Genomic DNA, 22122 nt, shown 5'->3' with positions numbered 1-22122 from the left:
GATTTTGTGACCGCTGACCTCGTCATCGTAGGGTCCGGCTTTTTTGGCCTGACAATCGCAGAACAGGCCGCCACCGAGCTCGGCTTGAAGGTCGTCGTCATCGACCGCCGCCACCACATCGGCGGGAACGCGTACAGCGAAAAGGAAGAGCAGACCGGGATTGAAATCCACCGGTACGGCGCCCACCTTTTCCACACGTCGAATGAGCGCGTGTGGGAGTACGTCAACAGGTTCACCACCTTCACCGACTACGTGCACAAGGTCTACGGCGTCCACAAGGGCGAGGTGTACTCCCTGCCCATCAACCTGGCAACCATCAACCAGTTCTTCCGGGCAAACCTCACTCCTGGCCAGGCGAAGGAGCTCATCCAGGAGCAGGCTGGTGAACTGGCCGGCACGGACCCCCAGAACCTGAACGACAAGGGCATCCAGCTCATTGGCCGCCCCCTCTATGAGGCGTTCATCAAGCACTACACGGGCAAGCAGTGGCAAACGGATCCCAAGGACCTGCCGGCGGGCATCATTTCGCGGCTGCCCGTGCGCTACAACTACGACAACCGGTACTTCAACGACAAGTACGAAGGCCTGCCGACCAACGGCTACACGGCGTGGATCGAAAAGATGGCCGAGCACCCCAACATCGAAGTAAGGCTCAATACCGATTTCTTCGATGAGTCCCACGAATACAGCAAGAACAAGGTTGTGGGCAACATCCCCGTGGTCTACACCGGCCCGGTTGACCGGTACTTTGACTACGCCGAGGGTGACCTCTCCTGGCGCACTATCGACTTTGAAGAAGAAGTGCTTGAGGTGGGTGACTTCCAAGGCACCTCCGTAGTGAACTACAACGATGCCGACGTTCCCTACACCCGCGTCATCGAACCCCGCCACTTCCACCCGGAGCGCGATTACCAGACCGAAAAAACGGTGATTATGCGCGAGTTTTCCCGTTTCGCGGAGAAGGGTGACGAACCCTACTACCCGGTCAACACCTCAGCTGACAGGGAGCGCCTCCTCAAGTACCGCGACCTTGCCGCGGCTGAAAAGGACGTCCTGTTCGGTGGCCGGCTGGGCACCTACAAGTACCTTGACATGCACATGGCCATCGGTTCTGCGCTGAGCATGTTTGACAACAAGATCCGGCCGCACTTCGAAAGCGGCGTCAAGCTGGAAAGCGGAGGCGTGGACGCATGACGACACCTGAAGAGTCATCCTCATGGAGCGCTCTTCAGAGAGTGATCCTCCCGTCCGCCGACCAAACAGACACCATCCCGCTATACGTCGATGCAGGGCCTGCCAGCGGTATTCGTCTGCGGGAAAACGACGAACTCGCCCGCACGCCCAAGTTGCCTGAAGAGAAGCTGCAGATGTTCAGCTCGGGCAGTCGCCCGGCGCGTTTCGAAGATCTGCTTTCGAGGCAGTCCATGCGTGTCCGGTCCGGTGAGCAAATTTCCTTTGGGACGTACTTCAACGCCTTTCCGGCCAGCTATTGGCGGCGTTGGACCTCAGTGCGGGACATCCGCCTCGTGGTCGAGACGTCCGGGACCGGCGCCGTTACCGTCTATAAGTCGAACGCCCGTGGCTCCGTTCAGCGGGTAGATGGGCGGCATGTGGATGGGGACGCAACCTCTGTTTTCGAACTCTCGCTCAAACCCTTTGGCGACGGTGGTTGGTACTGGTTCGATCTTGCGGCAAGTTCCACGGATCTGGTCCTAAAAAGCGGCATGTGGGAGACCTTTGAGGTTCCTCGCGCCAGCGGACAGGTGACGCTGGAAATAACCACCATGAACAAGCCTGATTTCTGCCTGAATAATGCCCGGATCCTGGCGGACAATCCGGAGGCTCTCGCAAACGTCAAGGAAGTCCTGATCGTGGATCAGGGCACCCAGAAGGTGGAGGAGCAGGACGGGTTCGCTGAGGTCGAAAAGTCCTTGGGCGGCAAGCTGCGCATCATCAACCAACCGAACCTCGGCGGTTCAGGCGGTTTCGCCCGGGGCATGTACGAGTCGGTTGAGAACGGCAGCGACTACGTCCTGCTCCTTGACGACGACATCGTCATGGAGCCCGAGAGCATTGGCCGCATGCTGATCTTCGCCGATCGGTGCCGCACCCCCGCCATCATCGGCGGCCATATGTTCGATTTGTACAATCGCAGCGTGCTGCACACCTTTGGTGAGGTCGTGGATCCGTTCCGGATCGTGCCGGCGCAGCCGCACGCGGACATGGAGCTTCGACACGACTTCGGGGTCGCCAATCTCCGGCAGACGGCTTGGTTGCACCGCCGGGTGGACGTTGATTACAACGGCTGGTGGATGTGCCTGATCCCCACAAAGGTCATCAAGGAGATCGGTCTCTCGCTGCCGCTCTTCATCAAATGGGATGACGCCGAATACGGCCTGCGCGCCAAGGAAGCAGGATATCCAACCGTCTCCCTTCCCGGCGCTGCCGTGTGGCACGTTTCCTGGGCGGACAAAGACGACATGGTCGGCTGGCAGGCTTACTTCCACGAACGGAACCGGCTGATCACCACCCTGATCCACAGTCCGTACCCTAAGGGCGGCCGCGTTCTGCGTGAATCAGTACAGGCCGACGTGAAGCACCTCGTGTCCATGCAGTACTTCACCCAGCACGGCAGGCTTGAAGCGCTCCAGGACATCTTCAAGGGACCGGCGGAACTCCACAAGGTTTTGGCTTCGAAGCTGCCGGAAATCAACGCGCTGAAAGACCAGTACTCAGACGCCCAGCTCAAGGAAAACGTCGACGATTTCCCGGCGCCCAAGTTGGGTCGGGGCCCTGTAAGCGGAGCCCCTATCGGCATGCCGGCCAAGAAGGACCTGGTGCAGTGGGGGATAAAGACCGTGTCGCGGCAGTTGGTCAAGAACCCCGCACCCGAGAGTGCTGAGCGTCCCCAGGGTTTCCTGGCGCACCGGGACAATCGCTGGTTCAGGCTTGCCCATTACGACAGCGTGATCGTGTCCAATGCTGAGGGTACCGGTGCGTCCTGGTACAAACGGGATCCAAAGAAACTCAAGTCCATGCTGGCTGAAGCCAGCCGGTTGCATTTGCGGCTGTTCCGCGATTGGGACAAGTTGGGTGAGCAGTACCGGGCGGCGGTCCCTGAAATCACATCCCTCGCAGCCTGGAAGAAGACCTTTGGGCTCGATGGCAGGAACGGAAACTAGATGGCCGGGAAAGTTGACGGATTCGTCCGGCCCGGGAGCGGACGCGGCCTGCTCGATGTATACGGTGACCGCTTCCTCCTGAAGTTGCTGGTGCGCAAGGAGATCAAGATCCGCTACCGCGGATCTGTGCTCGGGTTGCTGTGGTCATATGTAAAGCCGCTCATGCAGTTCTTGATCTACTTCATCGCGCTTGGCATCTTCCTTAACCTTGAGCACGGAACGCCCAATTACGCGATCTACCTGTTCGCCGGAATAGTCCTCGTGAATTTCTTCACCGAAGCCCTGTCCAACTCGACGCGGTCCATCGTCGACAACCGGGACCTGATCAGGAAGATCTATCTGCCGAGGGAGCTTTTCCCTGTAGCCACCGTTTGGGTCTCTGCAGCCCACTTCCTGCCACAAATGATCGTTCTGATTGGCGCGTGTCTCCTGGTGGGCTGGGCTCCGTCGGTGCTGCAGCTGGCTGCAGTTGTCCTGATCTTCATCATGGTTTCGGTGCTGGCCACAGGGCTCGGACTGATGTTCGGGGCCGTCAACGTGTACTTCCGCGACTCTGAGAACATCGTCGACATGATCGTCATGGTGGTCACCTGGGCGTCACCGGTGTTGTACGTCTGGTCCATGGTGCAACGCGCAATGGGCCCATGGTACTGGCTCTACCAGCTGAACCCCATGACAACTGCCGTCGAAGTATTCCATTGGGCTTTTTGGGAGCCCACGCTCAAAGCCGACCAGGTTGTTACCGGCACAATTCCGCCCAACCTGTTTACCGTCTGGCTGCCGGTGTCGATGGTGGTGACCCTAGTGGTGCTTTTCCTTGGGCAGTTGACGTTCCGCCGGCTCTCCGTACATTTTGCCCAGGAGCTCTGAAATGACTTCGTTCGGCCCCGTCGCCATCAGTTGTGTTGGCGTCCGAAAACAATTTGTTCTGCGGCATACCCGTTCCCTGAAGGAAGCTTTGGTCTGGCTTGTCAAGGGCCGCAAAGGCGACCTGTCCAAGAAATTCCTGGCACTCAATGACGTGTCCCTTGAAGTTCGCAAAGGTGAAACTGTCGCACTTCTGGGACTCAACGGTTCAGGCAAGTCCACCCTGCTTAAATTGATTTCCGGAGTGCTGCAGCCCGACGGCGGAAGCGTTCGAACACGTGGCAGGGTAGCTGGCCTGATCGAAGTAGGAGCCGGATTCCACCACGACCTCAGCGGCCGGGACAACGTTTACCTCAATGGTGCCATCCTGGGCATGTCGGAAAAGCAAATAGACGACATGTTTGAATCAATTGTCGAATTCTCAGAGATCGGAGAATTCATTGATACCGAGGTCAAGTTCTACTCGTCGGGCATGTACCTGAGGCTGGCCTTCTCCATCGCCGTCCATACCGATCCCGAGGTCTTCCTGATCGACGAGATTCTTGCCGTGGGTGACGAGCCTTTTCAGCGCAAGTGCATCGCCAAGATCAAAGAACTGGCTGAGAAGGGCAAAACGCTCTTTGTGGTGAGCCATGACCTTGATCTGGTGTCGACGATATGTGAACGCGGGGTCCTCCTTGAGCACGGCAAGGTGATCATGGACGGCGAAGTGCACGACGTGGTCGGCGAACTCCGCGGCCGGAGCCTGGACGCATGACCGCAGGTTGGTGTGGGGGAGCCGCATGTTGACGTGGTTACCCGCAGTACCGTCGCTCCTGGTTGCCTTCGCCGTTGTTTTCGTCCCAGGTGTTCTGGTCGGGTTGGGACTACGGCTTCGGGGAATTACGCTCTATGCCCTCGCGCCCCTGTTCACCACCACGGTGGTGGCCGTCGGCCCTGTCCTTTTCCAATTGCTTGGCCTTCGCTGGGACAAGACTGGCTTCATCGTCGCCGCCCTGGTCTTCGCCGCTGCGTCTGCCGTGGTCGGCAGGCTTGCAGGGCGCGCCTCATCTGACTTTCGGGGCGGCTACCCAGGGCGGATACGGACGGACATTATCGGCCTTGCTTTGGGAGCCCTTGTTGCCTCGATCCAATTCATGCGGATGTTTGGACAACCACAACATATTTCCCAAACTGCCGACAATATCTTCCACCTGAACGCCATCCGCTACATAGTGGAGACGGGCTTCGCCTCGTCCCTGCAGTTGGGTGGAATGACGGGAATTCCTTTCTACCCTGCGGCTTGGCACACACTCGGCGCCTTGATTGTTGAATTTGCGGGTGTCTCCGTACCCGTTGCAGTATCTTCGCTGTGCATTGTCACGGCGGCAGCCGTCTGGCCCGCAGCCGTGCTCCTGCTCGCAAGACAGGTGTGCCCCCGATCGCCGAGGGTGGGAATCCTCGCCGGGCTGGTCGCCGCGTCCTTCCCCGCACAGCCAATTCTTCTGGCGATGTGGGGGGTCTTGTATCCCAATCTTTACTCGACAGCCTTGTTGCCGCTCGCGCTTGCTTTGGTGGTGAGGATGCTTGGGTTCTCGTCTGACCTTAAGGGAGAATTTGAGGGGCTCGCTCTCCTATGCCTCATAATCGGTGCTCCAGGTCTGGCACTGGCTCATCCAGGTGCCGTTATGGCCCTGATCGCCATGGGTTGGCCGCTGGTGATCATGGCTCACCGACGGGCCGCGCGCCGCTTTCTTGCAGGGATGCCCGAGAAGCGTGCGAGGACCATCGCCGTCGTCGTTCTCGTCCTGGCCGGCGCGGCTACCGTTGCCTTATGGGGCGCGCTTCGGCCGGAAGCTGTGGACTCCATCGGGCCCCCCGTCCAATCCCTGGCACAGTCTTTAGGGCAAATATTCCTCGCGGCACCCATGGGAGGCGCGGTGGGATTGTTCATAGCGGGCGGCCTTCTCGGTGGTCTTGTTCTCGTGACAAGGGTTGCGCCACTGCGTTGGCTGTTGGCCCTGTTTGTCGTGACAGCTTTCCTGTTCGTCGCCGTTTCGTCTTTTGACCGCGTACCGTTCCGTGAGTACATCACGGGCGTGTGGTACAACGATGCCTTCCGCGTGGCCGCTCTCTTGCCGGTCGTGATGGCACCGATTGTTCTGGTCGGATTCGACTGGTTCCTGGTCCGTGCTGGGAGGGTGGTCGACACTTTCCTGCACAGCGGGCACGTCGAACGTCGCTTCGCGCGCCTTGCCGCGCTTGCGCGCCCGATTCAGTCATCCCGCGTGTCTGTTCAGTCCGTCGTTTTGATCGTTTTCGTTTTCCTTTTCGCCGCCGAGGGCCAACTGGGAAACATGAGGGCCGCAGTGTGGGACGCGCAGAACGGATATAACCAGACCAACCAATCGGAGCTCCTGAGTACCGATGAGGAGCATCTGCTCATGCGCGTTGCAGAGCACGTTCCGAAGGATGCGGTCATCGCCGGGAATCCATGGACGGGAGCCTCACTCGTTTACGCCTACACAGGTCGCCGCACCCCTGAACTGCACACGTTGTCGACGGTGAGTGACGACATGAGGATGGTCGACGGAAAGCTGCGTGATGCCCGATGGGATCCACAGGTCTGCCCAGCCGTTGACCGCCTCAAAGTGGGATACGTGCTCGATTTCGGAACAAGGGAGTTCCGCAATTTCAGGCACGAAGCCTATGACGGGCTGCTGGGGCTGGACACGGCCGGTGTTGCGCATGTCATCGACCAAGAAGGCAGCGCCCGTCTACTAAAGCTCGACGTGTGCGGCGGTGCCGCGGTGCCAACGGCCAATAAAGAACAGGGGCAATGAGAAGGTGGAGTGGTTGTCCGCTTTGGTGGCTGCGTTAGCGGCTCTTGCCGTGTTGTTCCTTCCCGGGCTCGTGATGGGCTGGATATGGAAGCTGCGCGGCTTGGGGCTGCTGGTTGCGGCTCCTTTGCTGAGCGTGTCCGTCGTCGCGGTTTCTGCTGTGGTTCTCGCGCTCTGTGGGATCCCGTGGGGCGGCCTGCAATTTTTCGGCTCTGCACTGATTGCCTGCGTCCTCCTGAGCGTTTTGCGGGTTCTCATGCCGCCCGGCTCACTCCGGGTCCAGGGAGATTGGCCGCGATTTTCGGCAGTGGGTATCGGTTTGGGCGCCGTGCTGGTGGGCGGCACTCTACTGGTTTCATGGGGACATCCAGGAGCGTTCTCACAGACCATTGATGACGTTTTTCACTTGAACGCCCTGACATGGATAAAGGAAACACGTTCAGCGTCAAGTCTCACGCTGGGACAACTGAACGGCTCCGCCTTTTACCCCGCTGCATGGCACGGCATCGTCAGTCTCACCATGGCGCTCAGTGGCCAGACGGCGCCGGTTGCCATTTTCGCGGTGTCGGCCGTAGTTGCCATGGCGGTCTGGGTCCCCGGTTGTGTCTATCTCTGCCGCCAACTGCTCGGGAAATCCAGTCTCCTCACCGTGGTCTCCGGAGTGGCCTCCGGAGCTTTCGCAGCCTTCCCGCTGCTCCTTCTGGATTTTGGCGTACTGTATCCGAATCATCTGGCCGTTGCCCTCCTGCCAGCGGCCCTCGGCCTTATGGTCCAGCTGTTGCGGGTTTCTGCAGCCCCGGAACTGGTTCCCTCGTCGGCAGCGCTTTTGCTTTGCCTTGGGCTACCGGGCCTTGCTCTCGCCCACCCGAGCGCCCTGCATTCCCTTGTGGCCTTCACATGGCCGATGTTCCTGGTATTCCTGTGGCGCAGGTGGCAGATGGCCGGGCGGCGCCAGCGAACGTATCTGGTTGTTGCTGCCGCAGCAGCGTTGGCGTTCACGCTTTTGCTCTGGAAATTTGTTCGGCCGGATCCTTCCTCCTACTGGAACCCCGTCGAAATGCGTGCACAGGCCATTGGGGAGGCCATCATGGTGGCACCGCTTGGGCAGGCTTCCACGCCAATCATCGCGGTGTTCATCTTGCTGGGCCTTTTCTACCTGCTTAGGTCGCCTGAACGGCGCTGGGTGGCAGGCCTGTTCGCGGTTGGGGCATACCTGTTTGTGAACGTGGCGGCAATCGATGCTCTTCCCTTCCGGAGAACAGTTGCCGGCCCTTGGTATGCCGACTCGTACAGGCTGGCAGCCCTGCTTCCCATAGCAGCAATACCTGTAGTGTCGTGGGCCGTGGTCTCCATGACTCACAAACTGCAGCCCTTGCTTGCATGGAAGGGACGGCGCTTCTCCAGTCCACAGGTCGCAGGGTTGCTTGTGCTCGTTTTTCTGATTGGGCAGGCAACAAACGTCGTCCATCAGGTCTACTCGGCCCAAGGCAAGTACTCGCTTTCGGATACGTCCCCCCTCCTGAACCGGGATGAAAAGGAGCTTTTGGACGAGTTGCCTTCCCTCGTTCCTGACGGCGAGGTCCTGGCCGGGAATCCCTGGACGGGGACTGCTCTCGCGTACACATTTGGCCAGCGAAAGACTCTGCAGCTTCATATGTTGTCGGCTACCCTTCCCGATGTGGATCTCGTCAACAAAAAGCTTGACGATGCGCGGTGGGACCCAAGGGTGTGCGGAGCTGTCAACAGACTTGGACTCCGGTACGTGCTCGATTTCGGCAGGGACGAGATCGGCGGGGGAAACCACCCCTACGACGGCCTCTTGGGGCTGGACACAAAGGGCGTTGCGGAAGTGATAAGGCAGCACGGCGGCGCACGCCTGCTCCGGATCACGGCTTGTGCTGCGTCGTAGTCTCTGACCGCCGGTACCTCCCGGCCAGCTTGTGTGGACAGCCCGAAAGAAACCACTCATCAGCCTCTGATGGCGGAGAAGGCGCACTGCTGCACAGCCAGGAACACCGGGCCCCCGGAGAAGCTGCTGGAGGCCTGGGGGTGCCCGCGCAACGTGGGCCGGCCACCAGCAGCATCTTGGACCCCAAATAACGTGCACAACAAGCTCACGGGGTCTGCCGGTCTCCGAGGTAAGGCCATTGTTGACCCACGGTCGGACTCGCGCCCTGGTCACACCACGCTGGGCGCCGTGACCTTCTGCCGGCTCAGCTGCCGGCGGAGCGCATACGCCTGGTAGGCAAGGACAACGAGTTCCGATACGACGACTGCCCACGCCACAATCCAAGCGTCGAGGAAGTAGGCGGCGCCGAGAATGAGGGGAACTCCTGCTATAGCACCGAGCACTGTGGAACTGGCCAGGGCCTTTGACTGATTCATCGCAACCAGGCATGCCAGGCCGATAATCTGCGTGCAGGCAACGACGGTGAACATGAGGCCAAAAGGGAGCGCCTGGGCCATTGTGAGCCTGAGTTCGCCGTGAGAGAGCATGCCGGCGACGGTGGGTGTGGCGAGTGTTATGACTGCCCCGCCGAGCAGGCCGAACAAGGGGCCAATTATGGCTGCCCGCCGGGCACGGTGGGCGACGGTTACCGGTCCTCCCTCTGGAACCCAGCCCTGAATGACCTGCAGTACCGGAGAGAAGGCCACCAGGCCGAACCTGAAGAGTTTGTCGCCCATGGCGTACAGAGGGGTGGCGGCCGGGGCAAGCGCGGAGACGGCGAGAAGGGGCAAGGTCACGTAGAGACTTGTGGTCCCGGCCGTAATTACGCCATGGCGCTGCGGTGCAAGGCGGGCCATCGCCGGCCTCAGCCCCAAATCGACTCTCGTATTGGCAGGAAGGCCCCGAAGGATTACCGCGCTGGACAGGAACACCCCCACAGCCGTGAGAACGGCCAGGGCGATAAGGAAGTGGGCAAGTTCCCCGGTCACGCTGAGTACAAGGAAGCCAACCATAACCCCCACCATTTGGGGGAGGGCATCGAGCAGGAAGAGCCGGAGCGGACGGGCCTCACCTATGAAATACCATGTCGCCCCAAGGAAAGGCAGCAGATAGGCAACGGATCCAGCAATCACTACGCCGACGCCTGCGGGTGAAATCAAGAGCATCACCACGATCATGATTGGAAGCGTGAAGATGAAGAGATAGGCCCGTGACACGAGTGATTCCAGATACATCGCAGGCCTCGCCTCCCGCGGCATGCTGGCCACAGTGGCCGCACCAGTCGTTCCCCACCCGAAGGCAACGAGAACGCCGAAGAGGATGGCTCCTGTCTGTATGACTGCCAGGCTGCCCCAAGCCGCAGCACTTGTCCGGCCAATGATCAGGGGAACTGTGACCAGACTCACGACAGTCGACGCCCCAACCGTAGCGGCGAAGCTGATCAGGCGGCGAATGTGGGCAGATCCTGCTCTGATGGACACGGGACTCCTGTTCGAGGGGGACCCTTCGATTCTAGGCGACGGGCTGAAGGGGTCCGTCCTATAGACTGCTTGGACTGGCCCCGCACTTAGGAGATGCATTGACGTTTGCGGCCGTTGTCGTTTCATACAACCGAATAAAGCTTTTAGAAAAGTGCCTTGTCGCGCTGGAGTCCCAGAGCGAACCGCTGGACGAGATCATCGTGGTCGAGAACGGTTCAACGGACGGCAGCGCGGACTACGTGCGAAAGAACCATCCAAATGTGACCCTGTTCGAGACGGGCAAGAACCTGGGCGGCGCCGGCGGTTTCGCTTGGGGACTGGACATTGCCATGGCGAAAGGCCATGAGGCTGCCTGGCTGATGGATGACGACGCCGAACCGGAGTTGGATGCCTTCGCGCCACTGAAGGAAGCGTTCCAGGGCATGGAGCCTCGCCCCTCGGTTCTGGCTTCCCTGGTTACGCACGGACGCGACGTCTTCAACACCCGCAACCCTCCGGTCATTACGACAGATGCCAAGCGGCACATGGATGCGAATGCCGCCGGCGGCGTGGCGATCGACACCGCTACCTTTGTTGGCGTGCTGGTCAACCTGGACTTCGCAAGGGAGACCCACCTTCCGTTCGTCGACTTCTTTATCTGGATCGACGACTCTGAATACACGCACAGACTGTCCCGTATGGGGCTCGCAATGACCGTTCCGGCGAGCATGGTCAACCATCCCGTTGCCAAGGGCACGACGGCCGACATGGGGCCGCGCCTTTACTACCACATCCGAAACACCCTGTGGTACGTGCGGGAAAAGGACACTGATCGGAACTCAAAGATCATCAACCTGGGCGGCCTGGCCATTCAGACCCTCGAGCAGGCTGTCAAGGCCGAGAACAAGCTGGGGTGGGTTTCAGCTGCGGCCCGAGGATGGTTCCACGGAGTCTCCCGCCGGCCGCGGCGCATTGCGCCCGGCGGCCTGGTCGCGACCCTGCCCCGGGAGGGCCGCCAGGCTCTGGGGATCAACGCGCTCAAATAGCTGTCGTCCCTGGCGCTGCCAGCGGTGGTGCATCAATGCCAGCTGAGCCCGGATTGCGTTGAACAGGTGGCAGCTGTTCCGCGCGTTCGGGCCAGCAGGCCCATGCTTTTCTGCCTCCTGTGGGCAGCCTTAGGGAGCCGTGAGCTTGTCCTGGACGTCCTGCGGGATTCGTCCTCGACGCCCCCGAAGCCCATCGCGTGTCCCGAGGACAACAGCCTTGAGCAGCGCCATCCGGTTGGGTCCGTATGTCACGCGTATCAGGTGGAAGATGGTTTCAAGTGCCACCCGCTTGAAAATCCAAGCCGGCTGGCCAAGAAGGTATTTGCGGGTCAATTGAATGCTGTTCCGCGCCATGTAGTAGACGCGGAATGGGGCATGGTAATAAACGTTCAGCTCGCGTCCGGCGATCTTTACGCGGAGACCCAGGAACTTCATCGGACGTGCTTGCCCCAGGGTGTGGGAGAGGTCGCAGCCATCGCCCGTGATGAGGCGATAGCCGTGCTGTCGCAGCCGCGCGGTGTATTCCGAATCAACAGCATCGATAAAGAGCGCCTCGTCGAGGAGGCCCACGTGGTCCAGCGCTGTGGCGGAAATAAGTGTGCCGGACTGCATCGGGTCGAAGCCTTCCCCGAATTCGTCCTTCCCGGGAAGCATGTCGATGCGCGTTCCGTTGTGTGTCTCTGGTGTGACCGCACCCACTTTAATCCCAGCGCCCGTGGCGCGTTGCGCAGTCTCCAGCGCGCGCTCGATAAAATGCGGGCCGATCTCGGAGTCCTGATCGAGCGTTAGCAGCCACGCCGGATCCCAAGCGGCCCGCGCATGCTGTATTCCAGCGTTAAGGGCGGCGCCGATGCCTTTGTTCTCGCCGAGCCTTATGACCTGGGCAACGTCCGCCAATTGTTCAAAGGTGCGGGCATCGGGTGAGGGTGAGCCGTCGTCGACAACCACCACGTTGTCCACTTGGCGCTGTAGCCTCCGGACCCGCTCGACGACTTCAGCTGGAGGGTTGAAAAGTGACAGTACGGCGACGACGGAGTCCTGCTGCGGCAATGGTGTTCCTTCCAGGAGCCTTGATCTCGGGCTGTTCGTTCCAGTCTATCGGCGGATGCGAACGCGCTCGGTCCGGTAGCATGGTCAGGCGCCGTCTGGCGCAACAACGATGGTGGGAGGATCTCTCTATGGCCGTAGTCGACGTCATGCTGCCCTATTACGGGGACGTGGGACTTATGAAGAAGGCTGCCAACAGCGTCATGGCTCAACATTTCCATGATTGGCGCCTGCGGGTCTTCGATGACGGCTACCCGAGCAAGGAGCCCGAAGAGTTTTTTGCCGGCATTGATGATCCGAGGGTTTCGTACCAAAAGAATGCTGAGAATTTGGGAGCCAACGGAAACTACCGCAAGGCCCTCTCGCAGGCGGAGGCTCCTATTGTGGTCATCATGGGTGCCGACGACATTATGCTGCCCAACTATCTCGACGTCGTTGTTCGCTCCTTTGAGGCCCACCCGGAAGCTGCAATCGTGCAGCCGGGTGTCCAGGTGATCGACGAGAACGGCATCGCGGTTAATCCGCTCGTGGATCGTGTCAAGAAGGCGTGCGCACCCCAGACATCAGCGCCGCTGGTGCTCGCCAACGAGGACCTGGCTGCAAGTCTCCTGCGTGCGAACTGGACCTACTTCCCGTCGCTTGCATGGCGTGCGGAGGTTGTGCAGGGGATCGGGTTCACAGAGGGACTGGATGTCGTGCAGGACCTGGCCATGCTCCTCGATGTCGCGGACCGAGGCGGTGCTATGGTCGTGGATCCCGAGCTCGCTTTCCTGTACCGTCGACATTCCGCATCCGACTCCTCGGTCCGTGCCCTTGACGGGCGCCGGTTTGAAGAGGAGCGGCGATTCTTCCAGGACCAGGCGGAACGGTTTAAAGCCCGCGGCTGGACGAAGGCCGCACGTGCCGCGACCACCCACCTTATGAGCAGGCTCAACGCTGCCTCCCTCGTGGGCAAGGGCCTTGCGGCCGGCAACAGTGCGGCGGTGCAGAAGCTTCTCAAGCACGTGGTGGCCTAAGCTTCCAGCAACTCAGCATGTAGAGGGGCGGCGCCGGGAAGGCGCCGCCCCTCTACATTTTTTCGTTGTTATCGACCTGAAAGGCAATGGGGGTCGCAGGTCCAGAGCTGTTGCCGACGCCGGTAGCTCCGTGACCACCCTGATGGTCGCTGCGAATACGTCAAGCAGCGCCAAGCGCTAAGCGGGCCGAGGACCTTTGCGCCGCTTCACTGCCTCAACAAAGGCCTTGCTGAGCATCCAGCGTGATTTCAGAATGGTTGGGATGCCTCTGAAGGTTTTGGGTGTTGTGTTATTTGCGTGAAGCCGCCGGCTGAGGGTTTCGAGTTCGAGGTGGGCCATGGTTCCTCTGACGTTGGCGAGCATAGCGAGCCACTGGTCGTGAGTTTCGTAGAGGAACGGGGGAAAGGGGAGGCTGCTTTGGATGAAGGTCCGGCGGAAGGCCATGGCGCAACCGTAGTAGGGAATGATGCCGATCCAGAGCCGGATAAGGTTCCGGACCCTGTGACCACCGGTGCCCTGTTTGAGGCGCAGCTGCTCAAGCTTCCGCGGCGTGCCTTCGAAGTAGCTGAAATTTGAGGCGACGGCCTCTGCGCCATCAAGTGCCCGGACAAGGGCGTCCACCCGTCCGGGCAGCCAGAGGTCGTCCTGGTCGGAGAGCATGACAATCTCTCCGGTGCTGAGTCCGAGTGCCTTTTCGAAGTTGCGGACATACCCGAGATTGGATTCGTTGAAGTGGACTTTCACCCTGGGGTCGCGCATGTTGGTGAGCCATTCGCGGGTGCCGTCTGTAGAACCATCGTCGACAATGATCACTTCGTCGTGCTCGGTCAGCTGCGCGAGGATGGAATCGAGCTGCTCGTGGATGTGCTGTGCGCCGTTATAAGCCGCCATGCAGACGGATACGACCGGTCGTGTGGGCATGCATATTCTCCGGCGGGTTGGGTGTGGGGCGTCCCCCATCATAGCAATGGGCAGGTATGTGGTCGTGCCCGATTGAACGTGGGCGGCTCTGTGCCGATAGCCTGAAGACATGAAGATTATGGTTACCGGCGGGGCTGGCTTTATTGGCTCCCACACTGTCTTGCAATTACTTGAGCACGGGCACGAGGTCATGGTTTACGACAACTTGCGCAACGCCAGCCCGGTGTCGCTTGAACGGGTTGAAGAGCTTGCCGGCGTGCCCGTGAAGACGCGTTGGGCCGATCTTCTGGACACAAATGCACTCGAAGCAGCGGTGGGGGAGTTCCAGCCGGATGCGGTGATCCATTTCGCTGGATTGAAGGCCGTGGGGGAGTCAGCCCAAATCCCCTATGAGTACTACATGAACAATGTAGTGGGCACACTGAACCTGCTAGCGGCCCTCAAAAAGCATGGTGTCACCCGCCTCGTGTTCAGTTCGTCGGCCACCGTCTACGACCCCCAGAATCCGCTTCCCTTGCTCGAGGGGATGCGGCGCAACGCCACAAACCCGTATGGCCGCACCAAGCAGCAGATCGAAGAGATTCTGGAGGACGTGGCAGCAGCGGACCCCACGTTGCGGGTCGCTGTCCTGCGCTACTTTAATCCCGCCGGCGCGCATGATTCAGGCCGTATCGGTGAAGACCCGGTGGGCACGCCAAACAATTTGCTGCCTTTTGTGGCGCAGGTCGCGGTAGGTATGCGCCCCCTGGTGCGGGTATTCGGCGACGACTACGACACCCCGGATGGAACTGGGGTTAGGGACTATATCCACGTGGTGGATCTTGCCGCCGGGCACCTGGCCGCGCTGCAGTACCTGGAAAGCAATTCAGGCCTGTTCACATGGAACCTGGGCACGGGGCGGGGGACGTCCGTGCTGGAGGTCATTGATGCTTTTGCCAAAGTCACGGGCCGCCCGGTGCCCTTTGAAATCGTGGACCGCCGGCCCGGTGATGTCGCTGTTAGCCTCGCCGACCCGTCCAAAGCGTTGCGCGAGTTGGGGTGGAAGGCTGAACGGTCCTTCGAAGCCATGTGTGCGGACCATTGGCGGTGGCAGGAATCCAATCCCTCCGGCTACACGGCGCTGTCGTCCCAGCCAATCTGACGGACGGAAGCTTCTTCGAGCCCCTGGGCGGGTAGATCGAGGGCCTGCGGGCCGGCTGGCGTTTGCGTGATGCTCCCGGCCGGCCGGCTGCCGCCCTACCCGTGCCTTGGAGCTGCACCATTGGTGGAAGACGAAAAGAACCGCAATTACGCCGAAGGGCCTGAGCCGGTCTAAACCGTGCTCAGGCCCTTGGCGCCTGGCGTTGCAGCTGACGCGTGTCAGCCTTCCAGGAACGTTCCGACGGCGGGACGGCCAAACGCCGCACCCCTGCCGGTGAAATTCCGTGTCAGCGTTCAGACCCGGATGCTGCGGTGGGCTGCTGTTTGACTGGAGCCTGCAGGCGTGGACGGTCGTCCTCCAGCCACGGGCGGGGGGCCTCGTCAAGGGCCATTCGCCTCGCCAGGAGCGTCAGCGCGAACTCTGACTGCCGGAACCGCTGGTACGTCGTTGACATGAAGACGAAGAAACAGAAGATCAGGGCATAAAGGACCAGGTCCGTGCCACGCCCGATGCCCAGGAACTGCGCCACGCGAGTCAGCAGGTCGGGGAGGAAGATAGAGATTGCGGCGGCGAAGGCAAAAACCATCAGCAGCAACCGCCGGATCGCCAGGTGCCGCGTATTCGACCCACCGCGCATCAGGGCCAGCGACACAAAGATTACTGCGATGACCAGAACAAGCTGGACTATGAAGATCAAGGGTTGGCCCTCCTATTTGAAGAACAGGTCGGCAACGATGTTCACCGAATTGAGCAGGGACTGGCCTTTGGCCTTCGAATAGTCCGTATAGATGATGTGCACCGGGTGTTCCACGTACCTCACCTTGAAGGCCGCCAACTGGTGGACCAGTTCCGACGCATGCGCCATGCGGTTCTGTCTAAGCTGAATGCGGCTGGCAACATCCCTGCCCAGGACACGCAGCCCGTTGTGGGCATCGGTCAGGTCCAGTCCCGTGGACAACTTCATCTGCAGCGCAGCGACCTTCAGTACAAGCCGCTTCATGGCCGTCAGTTTCGTCCTGGAATCCAGGAACCTCGAACCGAGCACCACATCCAGCGATTCCGTTCGCAAGCGCTCCACCATGGCCACGGCGTCTTCCACGCGGTGCTGCCCATCGGCGTCAAAGGTAACAATGGAGTCGGTCTGGGGGTCCTGCAGCGCGTACTCAATCCCCGTCTGCAGCGACGCACCCTGGCCAAGGTTCACAGGATGCTCTACCACAACCGCGCCCGCGTTGCGGGCTACAACTACAGAACCATCACGGCTGCCGTCGTCAACACACACTACGTTTGGAAAGGTCCCCAACAGGCCTTCGATGACCTTGCCAACAACGGTTGCCTCGTTGTACATCGGAATGACAACCCACGTCTTACTCACCGCACTATCCTCTCACACAACCACAAACACCCCGACGCGCAGCACTCACCGAACACTCGATGACATGAGCGGCAGCTCGCGAAGACGCTGGAGCTGATCCACGGGAGAGAATCCTGCTGACTTGATCCTTGACAGGTCGAGGACGCTGTTGAGCGGACGGGGCGCCGCAGCTTTGCCCGCAAAGTACTCCTCGGTGCTCACGCCGGTTATGGCATCCGGCGAAGCGCCGCACGATTCGTACACCAGGGCGGCGATGGCCGCCCAGGACAACGGCTCGCCGTCGTTGGAAAGATTGTAGGTGCCGTACTCCGCGTCAGTGTCCAGCAGGTGCTTAATGCCTGCAGCAATGTCCGCGGTGAAACTCAGGCGGCCGATTTGATCGTTTACGACGGAAGGCTTGATGCCCCTTCCGGCAAGTGCGGCCATTGTCCGGACGAAATTATTCCCGTCTCCGATTACCCAGCTGGTGCGAACTATGTAGTGCCGGGGCACCAGGCTCACGGCAGCGTCGCCGGCTGCCTTCGTTTGGCCATACACCCCGAGCGGGCAGACCGGATCATCCTCCACGTACGCGGATGACTTTGTGCCGTCGAAGACGTAGTCCGAGGAGACATGGACCAGGGTCAGGTTGTTTTCGATGGCGATGCGGGCCAGGTTGGCCACGCCCTTAACGTTCACATTCCAGGCGGCTTCCCGGCCTTCCGCGGTTTCCGCGTTGTCCACGGCCGTGTACGCGGCAGCGTTGATGATTGTGGAGTAGTTCTTCCAGTTCAGGCCTGAGCCGGAATCAGGCGAGGCCAGATCAAACTCGTTCCGGCCTGCGAATTCCACCGATGGATCGCCATCGTAGGCGTCCTGCAGTGCCTTGCCGAGTTGACCGTTTGCGCCCAGCACGAGGGTTTTCTTAGCCTGCATCGGCGCAACGTCCTGAAGGCGGGGATGCGCTTTATCCTTGTCGGAAAGTTCGGCCTGCCCAAGGGGCACAGGCCACGGAATGGACACCGTCTCGTCGGCAAGGTTCAGGAAAGTGTACTGGCCCTGCGCGTCAGCTGACCAATGGTCATTGACGAGATACGTATAGGCGGTGTTGTCTTCGAGGGTCTGGAAAGCGTTGCCGACGCCCCGGGGGATGAAGATGGCCTGGCTGGCATCGAGTTCGGCGGTGAAAACCGCACCGAACGACGGCCCTTCCCTGAGGTCCACCCAAGCGCCAAAGATCCGGCCGGTGGCTACCGAAATGAATTTGTCCCATGGCTCGGCGTGGATGCCGCGTGTGGTGCCTGCTTTCTCGTTGAACGAGATGTTGTTCTGAACTGGACGGAAGTCCGGCAGCCCAAGGGCCACCATCTTTTCCCGCTGCCAGTTTTCCTTGAACCACCCCCGGTTGTCACCGTGCACCGGCAGGTCGTAAAGGACAACGCCTGGTATTGGTGTTTCGTGGGCAACCAGCTTTTTTGAAAACTCAATAGACATGTCTTACTGGCCCTGTTCCTTGTACTTGGCTTCGGTGAGGGCTTTCTGGGGTCGCCACCAGTCTTCGTTGTCGCGGTACCAGGCAATTGTGGCCTCAATGCCGGCGTCAAAGTTGGAGAATTGCGGTTCCCAACCGAGCTCCGTGCGGAGCTTGGTGGAATCGATGGCGTACCGGAGGTCGTGGCCGGGCCGGTCCACGACATGGTCATAGGCATCCGGTGACTGGCCCATGTGCTTGAGGATCAGCTCGACTACATCTTTGTTATTCTTCTCACCGTCGGCGCCGATGAGGTACGTCTCACCGATTTTGCCTTTGGCGATGATGGCCAGCACGGCAGACGAGTGGTCGTTGGCGTGAATCCAGTCACGAACGTTCTCGCCCTTGCCGTAAAGCTTCGGCCGGATACCATCGATGATGTTGGTGATCTGCCGTGGAATGAACTTCTCCACGTGCTGGTACGGGCCGTAATTGTTGGAACAGTTGCTGATCGTCGCCTGCAGGCCGAAGGAACGCACCCAGGCGCGGACCAGCAGGTCCGAGCCGGCCTTGGTTGAAGAATATGGGCTGGACGGGTTGTACGGCGTTTGCTCCGTGAATCGTTCAGGATCATCCAACTCAAGGTCGCCGTAGACTTCGTCGGTTGAGATGTGGTGGAACCGCTTGTCGTGCTTCCGGGCAGCCTCGATCAGCGTGTAGGTCCCGATGATGTTTGTATCAAGGAAGGGGCGGGGGTCATGCAGGGAGTTGTCATTGTGCGATTCGGCTGCATAGTGCACCACGACGTCGGTCTCGGCAACCAGCTGATCCACGAGGGCAGCATCGGCGATATCGCCATGAACGAACGTAAAACGTTCCTCGGGCAGACCCTTAAGCGATTCCAGGTTGCCGGCGTACGTCAACTTGTCCAGAACGGTGACCTGCTGGTCGGTGTTTTCAAGAACGTAGTGGACGAAATTGGAACCAATGAAGCCGGCGCCGCCGGTGACGAGGAGTCGTTGCATGATTCAAGATCGTAGCCGATAGGCTTTGAACATTGTTTGAATGAAGGGACGTCCGACTTGAACTTGCCGGCTGGCCAGCTGCGTCCACCGCGGCTTGTCGATGCTCCCGGAACGCCCCGTCTGCCGAGGGCGTTCCGCGGGACTCTCGCTGTATCGAGGAACGGATTCCGGGCCTTCGCCGCAGCCGTTCTGGGTGCTGCAGCCCTCACACTCCTGGCTTGGATCAGACTTCCTGGATTGACCAGGGAGACCCTCTGGGCGGAGGATGGCGGCATCTTCCTTCGTCAGGCGATGGACAGCCGGTTCCTGAGCGGCCTTATGGACCCGTATGACGGATATCTCCATCTACTTCCGCGGCTTCTGGCTCACTTATCCCTTCGTATGGGTCCGCTCGAAGGATACGCCGAGCGGATCTCGTGGCTGTCCTGCGCGTGCGTCGGGCTTGTCGGCGTGGCTGTCTTCTTCCTTAGCCGGTCACATATTCCGTCGGTCTGGAGCCGGCTGTTACTCGCGGGGATACCCGCACTCCTACCCGTTGCACCTCTTGAGGTCATGGGAAATACAGCCAACCTTCATTGGTACATGCTGTGGCTGACCCCGTGGATTCTCATACATCAATCCCGGCGCCGTTCGTCCAACATCCTGCTTGTACTTGTGTCTTTCGTGGCCGCCACCACTGAGATCCAAACGGTTCTTTTTGTACCTCTTATCTGGCTTGCCGTTCGCACCCGGCGTCAATGGGGCGGGTCGGTCGGCCTGCTCCTGGGTCTTGCCCTGCAATTCATCACCTACGTCAGCTTCCCGCGCTCGGTCTCACAGGACGCAGTGCCGTGGGACCTTGGAAGCGTCATTATCGGGTGGCTTCTGCAGGGAGGTATGTCGAGCGTCGAAAGTTCAGCGTCCAGCGTAGGCGTCGCGTGGACTTACTTCGGCGGAGCTCTGCTCCTGGTCCCCGTAGCGTTGTTATTGGCTCCTGCTGTCGCCGCAGCATTCAATGGGCGCGCAACGCTTGTGGCCGTGCTGGCGTCCGTCGGAGTTTCCGCGGCCCTCTGGTTTGCCGCCCAAGTTTTCAACAACCGCGCATTTATGAATTATTCGTCGTTTACGAACCAGGAGTGGCTGAAGTTCGACTTCCTGCGGTACGCAGTTGCTCCGGCCATGTTTGCACTTGGGGCGCTGGCGCTGGCGTCGGGCCGTTTTCATTGGCGTCGCGAAACGGAGAGGCCTGTAGCCCCGGTGCCCTCCCTGCGCCGCGGAATCACATGGCAAAACAGTTGCGCGACAATACTTGCCACCATTCTGTTCCTCGGATTCTTTCCACCCACCAGTTCCAGGGCAGACGGCCCATCGTGGGGAGAGCAGGTTTTGGCGGGACGATCCGCATGTGCTTCCGACCCGCAGCTCGCCGAAGTGCCGGCATTCGTAGCACCTCGCGGCTGGGAGTACGGGCGAGTAGCGATATCGTGTAACCGATTGCGAACCAACGACAACGAAAGAAGGTGAGCGTGCGAGGAATCATTCTCGCCGGCGGAACGGGATCGAGGCTCCACCCGATCACGCTTGGTGTCAGCAAGCAGCTCGTTCCGGTCTACGACAAGCCGATGATCTACTACCCGCTCTCAACCCTGATCCTCGCGGGCATACGGGACATCCTGATCATTACCACTCCGCACGACGCCGAGCAGTTCCAGCGGCTCCTGGGGGATGGATCACAATTCGGGGTGAGCCTGACGTACATCCAGCAGCCGTCTCCTGACGGGCTGGCGCAGGCCTTCATTCTGGGTGCCGAACATATCGGAAACGAGCCGGTGGCGTTGGTCCTCGGGGACAACATCTTTTACGGTCCGGGTATGGGCACGCAGCTCCGCCGCTTCGAAAATATCGACGGCGGCGCTGTCTTTGGATACTGGGTAGCGGACCCCACGTCGTACGGCGTTGTGGAATTTGGCCCTGATGGGAAGGCGATCTCCCTTGAAGAGAAGCCGGCAAAACCCAAGAGCCACTACGCAGTGCCCGGCCTTTATTTCTACGACAACGATGTGGTCGATATCGCGAAGAACCTCAAGCCCTCGCCGCGCGGCGAACTCGAGATAACCGACGTAAACCGCACCTACCTGGAGCGCGAGAAGTTGCAGGTCGAGATTCTCCCCCGCGGCACCGCTTGGCTGGACACCGGCACCTTCAATGACCTAAACGACGCCTCGAACTTCGTCCGCACCACCGAAAACCGCCAGGGCCTGAAGATCGGTGCTCCGGAGGAAATCGCGTGGAGACTTGGTTTTCTCACTGATGAGGAACTGCGCGAACGTGCCACACCGCTCATCAAGAGTGGTTACGGCCAATACTTGATTGACCTGCTGGAGCACGGCGCGTAAGTATCAATTTTAAATGTCGATGGCGGCCCGCTTGCGGGGCGCCATCGACATTTTCTTTGCTGTTACCTTACTGCCGAGTGATCTTGGCGCCGGCAGTTGCGGTCCAGTCGATCCGACCTCCCTGGAAGAACTGGGTGCAGCTTTGCCCATCAGCAGAGCAGGTTACCGGTCCGGTCGGGTAGCCGAGGGGGCCTCCCTCGAAGCCGCTGGCCTGCCAGGCGCTGCGGATGGGTCCGTTGGGGGAGACCTGGGCTCCTGTGGCGGTGGACCAGATGATGGCTCCGTTTTGGAAGTTCTGGTAGCAGCCGCCGTTTTTCAGTCCGCAGGTTACCGGTCCGGTCGGGTAGCCCAGGGTGCCTCCCTCGAAGCCGCTGGCCTGCCAGGCGCTGCGGATGGGTCCGTTGGGGGAGACCTGGGCTCCTGTGGCGGTGGACCAGATGATGGCTCCGT

At 60.3% G+C, this 22122-nt stretch carries 18 protein-coding genes and 1 pseudogene; 11 read left to right on the top strand and 8 right to left on the bottom strand.

Going from position 1 to position 22122, the window contains the following annotated elements; genetic code table 11:
* The first annotated feature begins 6 nt into the window (after positions 1-6).
* The 6 genes from glf to AB0313_RS06945 are packed head-to-tail and all read left to right on the top strand — an operon-like array spanning position 7 to position 8777.
* Complete coding sequence (gene glf, locus AB0313_RS06970) at positions 7-1194, top strand: UDP-galactopyranose mutase (protein WP_141942245.1); 1188 nt, start codon at positions 7-9, stop codon at positions 1192-1194.
* Positions 1191-3182: a glycosyltransferase gene (locus tag AB0313_RS06965; RefSeq protein WP_141942243.1), complete on the top strand. Its 1992-nt coding sequence runs from the start codon at positions 1191-1193 to the stop codon at positions 3180-3182. The genes glf and AB0313_RS06965 overlap by 4 nt, the downstream gene beginning before the upstream one ends.
* Complete coding sequence (locus tag AB0313_RS06960) at positions 3183-4052, top strand: ABC transporter permease (RefSeq protein WP_141942242.1); 870 nt, start codon at positions 3183-3185, stop codon at positions 4050-4052.
* Position 4053: 1 nt separating this feature from the next.
* A complete protein-coding gene (locus AB0313_RS06955; RefSeq protein WP_366304487.1) occupies positions 4054-4806 on the top strand; it encodes an ABC transporter ATP-binding protein in 753 nt (250 codons plus the stop codon).
* 25 nt (positions 4807-4831) lie between these two features.
* Positions 4832-6871, top strand: coding sequence for a DUF6541 family protein (locus AB0313_RS06950; protein WP_366304485.1), 2040 nt, complete (start codon positions 4832-4834; stop codon positions 6869-6871).
* A complete protein-coding gene (locus AB0313_RS06945) occupies positions 6831-8777 on the top strand; it encodes a DUF6541 family protein (protein WP_366304483.1) in 1947 nt (648 codons plus the stop codon). The genes AB0313_RS06950 and AB0313_RS06945 overlap by 41 nt, the downstream gene beginning before the upstream one ends.
* Before the next feature lie 269 nt (positions 8778-9046).
* Here the strand turns inward: AB0313_RS06945 and AB0313_RS06940 are convergent, their stop codons facing one another.
* Positions 9047-10033: a hypothetical protein gene (locus tag AB0313_RS06940; protein ID WP_366304481.1), complete on the bottom strand. Its 987-nt coding sequence runs from the start codon at positions 10031-10033 to the stop codon at positions 9047-9049.
* Positions 10034-10395: 362 nt separating this feature from the next.
* Between AB0313_RS06940 and AB0313_RS06935 the strand changes: the two genes are divergently transcribed.
* Entirely contained in the window at positions 10396-11322 is a 927-nt protein-coding gene (locus AB0313_RS06935) for a glycosyltransferase family 2 protein (protein ID WP_160147567.1), read from the top strand.
* 129 nt (positions 11323-11451) lie between these two features.
* On the opposite strand, the gene AB0313_RS06930 is transcribed toward AB0313_RS06935, so the two are convergent.
* Positions 11452-12372, bottom strand: coding sequence for a glycosyltransferase (locus AB0313_RS06930; protein WP_160147566.1), 921 nt, complete (start codon positions 12370-12372; stop codon positions 11452-11454).
* Positions 12373-12500: 128 nt separating this feature from the next.
* Between AB0313_RS06930 and AB0313_RS06925 the strand changes: the two genes are divergently transcribed.
* Entirely contained in the window at positions 12501-13385 is an 885-nt protein-coding gene (locus AB0313_RS06925) for a glycosyltransferase family 2 protein (RefSeq protein WP_307306823.1), read from the top strand.
* Positions 13386-13562: 177 nt separating this feature from the next.
* Here AB0313_RS06925 and AB0313_RS06920 read toward each other — a convergent pair whose 3' ends face one another.
* Positions 13563-14306 carry a glycosyltransferase gene (locus AB0313_RS06920; RefSeq protein WP_366304478.1) on the bottom strand — a complete coding sequence of 248 codons (744 nt, stop codon included), beginning with the start codon at positions 14304-14306 and terminating at the stop codon, positions 13563-13565.
* A gap of 109 nt (positions 14307-14415) precedes the next feature.
* Between AB0313_RS06920 and galE the strand changes: the two genes are divergently transcribed.
* A complete protein-coding gene (galE, locus tag AB0313_RS06915; protein WP_366304476.1) occupies positions 14416-15447 on the top strand; it encodes a UDP-glucose 4-epimerase GalE in 1032 nt (343 codons plus the stop codon).
* 286 nt (positions 15448-15733) lie between these two features.
* Here the strand turns inward: galE and AB0313_RS06910 are convergent, their stop codons facing one another.
* The 4 genes from AB0313_RS06910 to rfbB are packed head-to-tail and all read right to left on the bottom strand — an operon-like array spanning position 15734 to position 19297.
* Positions 15734-16144 carry a DUF2304 domain-containing protein gene (locus tag AB0313_RS06910; RefSeq protein ID WP_141942223.1) on the bottom strand — a complete coding sequence of 137 codons (411 nt, stop codon included), beginning with the start codon at positions 16142-16144 and terminating at the stop codon, positions 15734-15736.
* A gap of 12 nt (positions 16145-16156) precedes the next feature.
* Positions 16157-16822: a glycosyltransferase family 2 protein gene (locus AB0313_RS06905; protein ID WP_307306832.1), complete on the bottom strand. Its 666-nt coding sequence runs from the start codon at positions 16820-16822 to the stop codon at positions 16157-16159.
* Between the two features lie 45 nt (positions 16823-16867).
* Complete coding sequence (locus AB0313_RS06900; RefSeq protein WP_307306835.1) at positions 16868-18295, bottom strand: bifunctional dTDP-4-dehydrorhamnose 3,5-epimerase family protein/NAD(P)-dependent oxidoreductase; 1428 nt, start codon at positions 18293-18295, stop codon at positions 16868-16870.
* Positions 18296-18298: 3 nt separating this feature from the next.
* Positions 18299-19297, bottom strand: a complete 999-nt coding sequence (rfbB, locus tag AB0313_RS06895; RefSeq protein WP_141942220.1) for a dTDP-glucose 4,6-dehydratase — start codon at positions 19295-19297, stop codon at positions 18299-18301.
* Between the two features lie 237 nt (positions 19298-19534).
* Between rfbB and AB0313_RS06890 the strand changes: the two genes are divergently transcribed.
* Both AB0313_RS06890 and rfbA read left to right on the top strand, forming a co-directional pair.
* A complete protein-coding gene (locus AB0313_RS06890; RefSeq protein ID WP_366304473.1) occupies positions 19535-20800 on the top strand; it encodes a hypothetical protein in 1266 nt (421 codons plus the stop codon).
* A 2-nt stretch (positions 20801-20802) separates the two neighbouring features.
* Positions 20803-21672, top strand: a complete 870-nt coding sequence (gene rfbA / locus AB0313_RS06885; protein ID WP_141942217.1) for a glucose-1-phosphate thymidylyltransferase RfbA — start codon at positions 20803-20805, stop codon at positions 21670-21672.
* 67 nt (positions 21673-21739) lie between these two features.
* On the opposite strand, the pseudogene AB0313_RS06880 reads toward rfbA, so the two are convergent.
* Positions 21740-22122: pseudogene (locus tag AB0313_RS06880) on the bottom strand (lysozyme M1); the annotation flags it as partial.

This window comes from Pseudarthrobacter sp. NPDC080039 (genome assembly GCF_040702335.1).
Lineage (GTDB): Bacteria > Actinomycetota > Actinomycetes > Actinomycetales > Micrococcaceae > Arthrobacter > Arthrobacter enclensis_A.
This window is presented reverse-complemented; position numbering and strand designations above follow the sequence as displayed.

Coding starts and splice junctions, on each gene's coding strand:
- AB0313_RS06965 (WP_141942243.1), top strand. CDS start 1,191: ATGACGACACCTGAAGAGTCATCCTCATGGAGCGCTCTTCAGAGAGTG.
- AB0313_RS06960 (WP_141942242.1), top strand. CDS start 3,183: ATGGCCGGGAAAGTTGACGGATTCGTCCGGCCCGGGAGCGGACGCGGC.
- AB0313_RS06955 (WP_366304487.1), top strand. CDS start 4,054: ATGACTTCGTTCGGCCCCGTCGCCATCAGTTGTGTTGGCGTCCGAAAA.
- AB0313_RS06950 (WP_366304485.1), top strand. CDS start 4,832: ATGTTGACGTGGTTACCCGCAGTACCGTCGCTCCTGGTTGCCTTCGCC.
- AB0313_RS06925 (WP_307306823.1), top strand. CDS start 12,501: ATGGCCGTAGTCGACGTCATGCTGCCCTATTACGGGGACGTGGGACTT.
- AB0313_RS06920 (WP_366304478.1), bottom strand. CDS start 14,306: ATGCCCACACGACCGGTCGTATCCGTCTGCATGGCGGCTTATAACGGC.
- galE (WP_366304476.1), top strand. CDS start 14,416: ATGAAGATTATGGTTACCGGCGGGGCTGGCTTTATTGGCTCCCACACT.
- AB0313_RS06900 (WP_307306835.1), bottom strand. CDS start 18,295: ATGTCTATTGAGTTTTCAAAAAAGCTGGTTGCCCACGAAACACCAATA.
- rfbB (WP_141942220.1), bottom strand. CDS start 19,297: ATGCAACGACTCCTCGTCACCGGCGGCGCCGGCTTCATTGGTTCCAAT.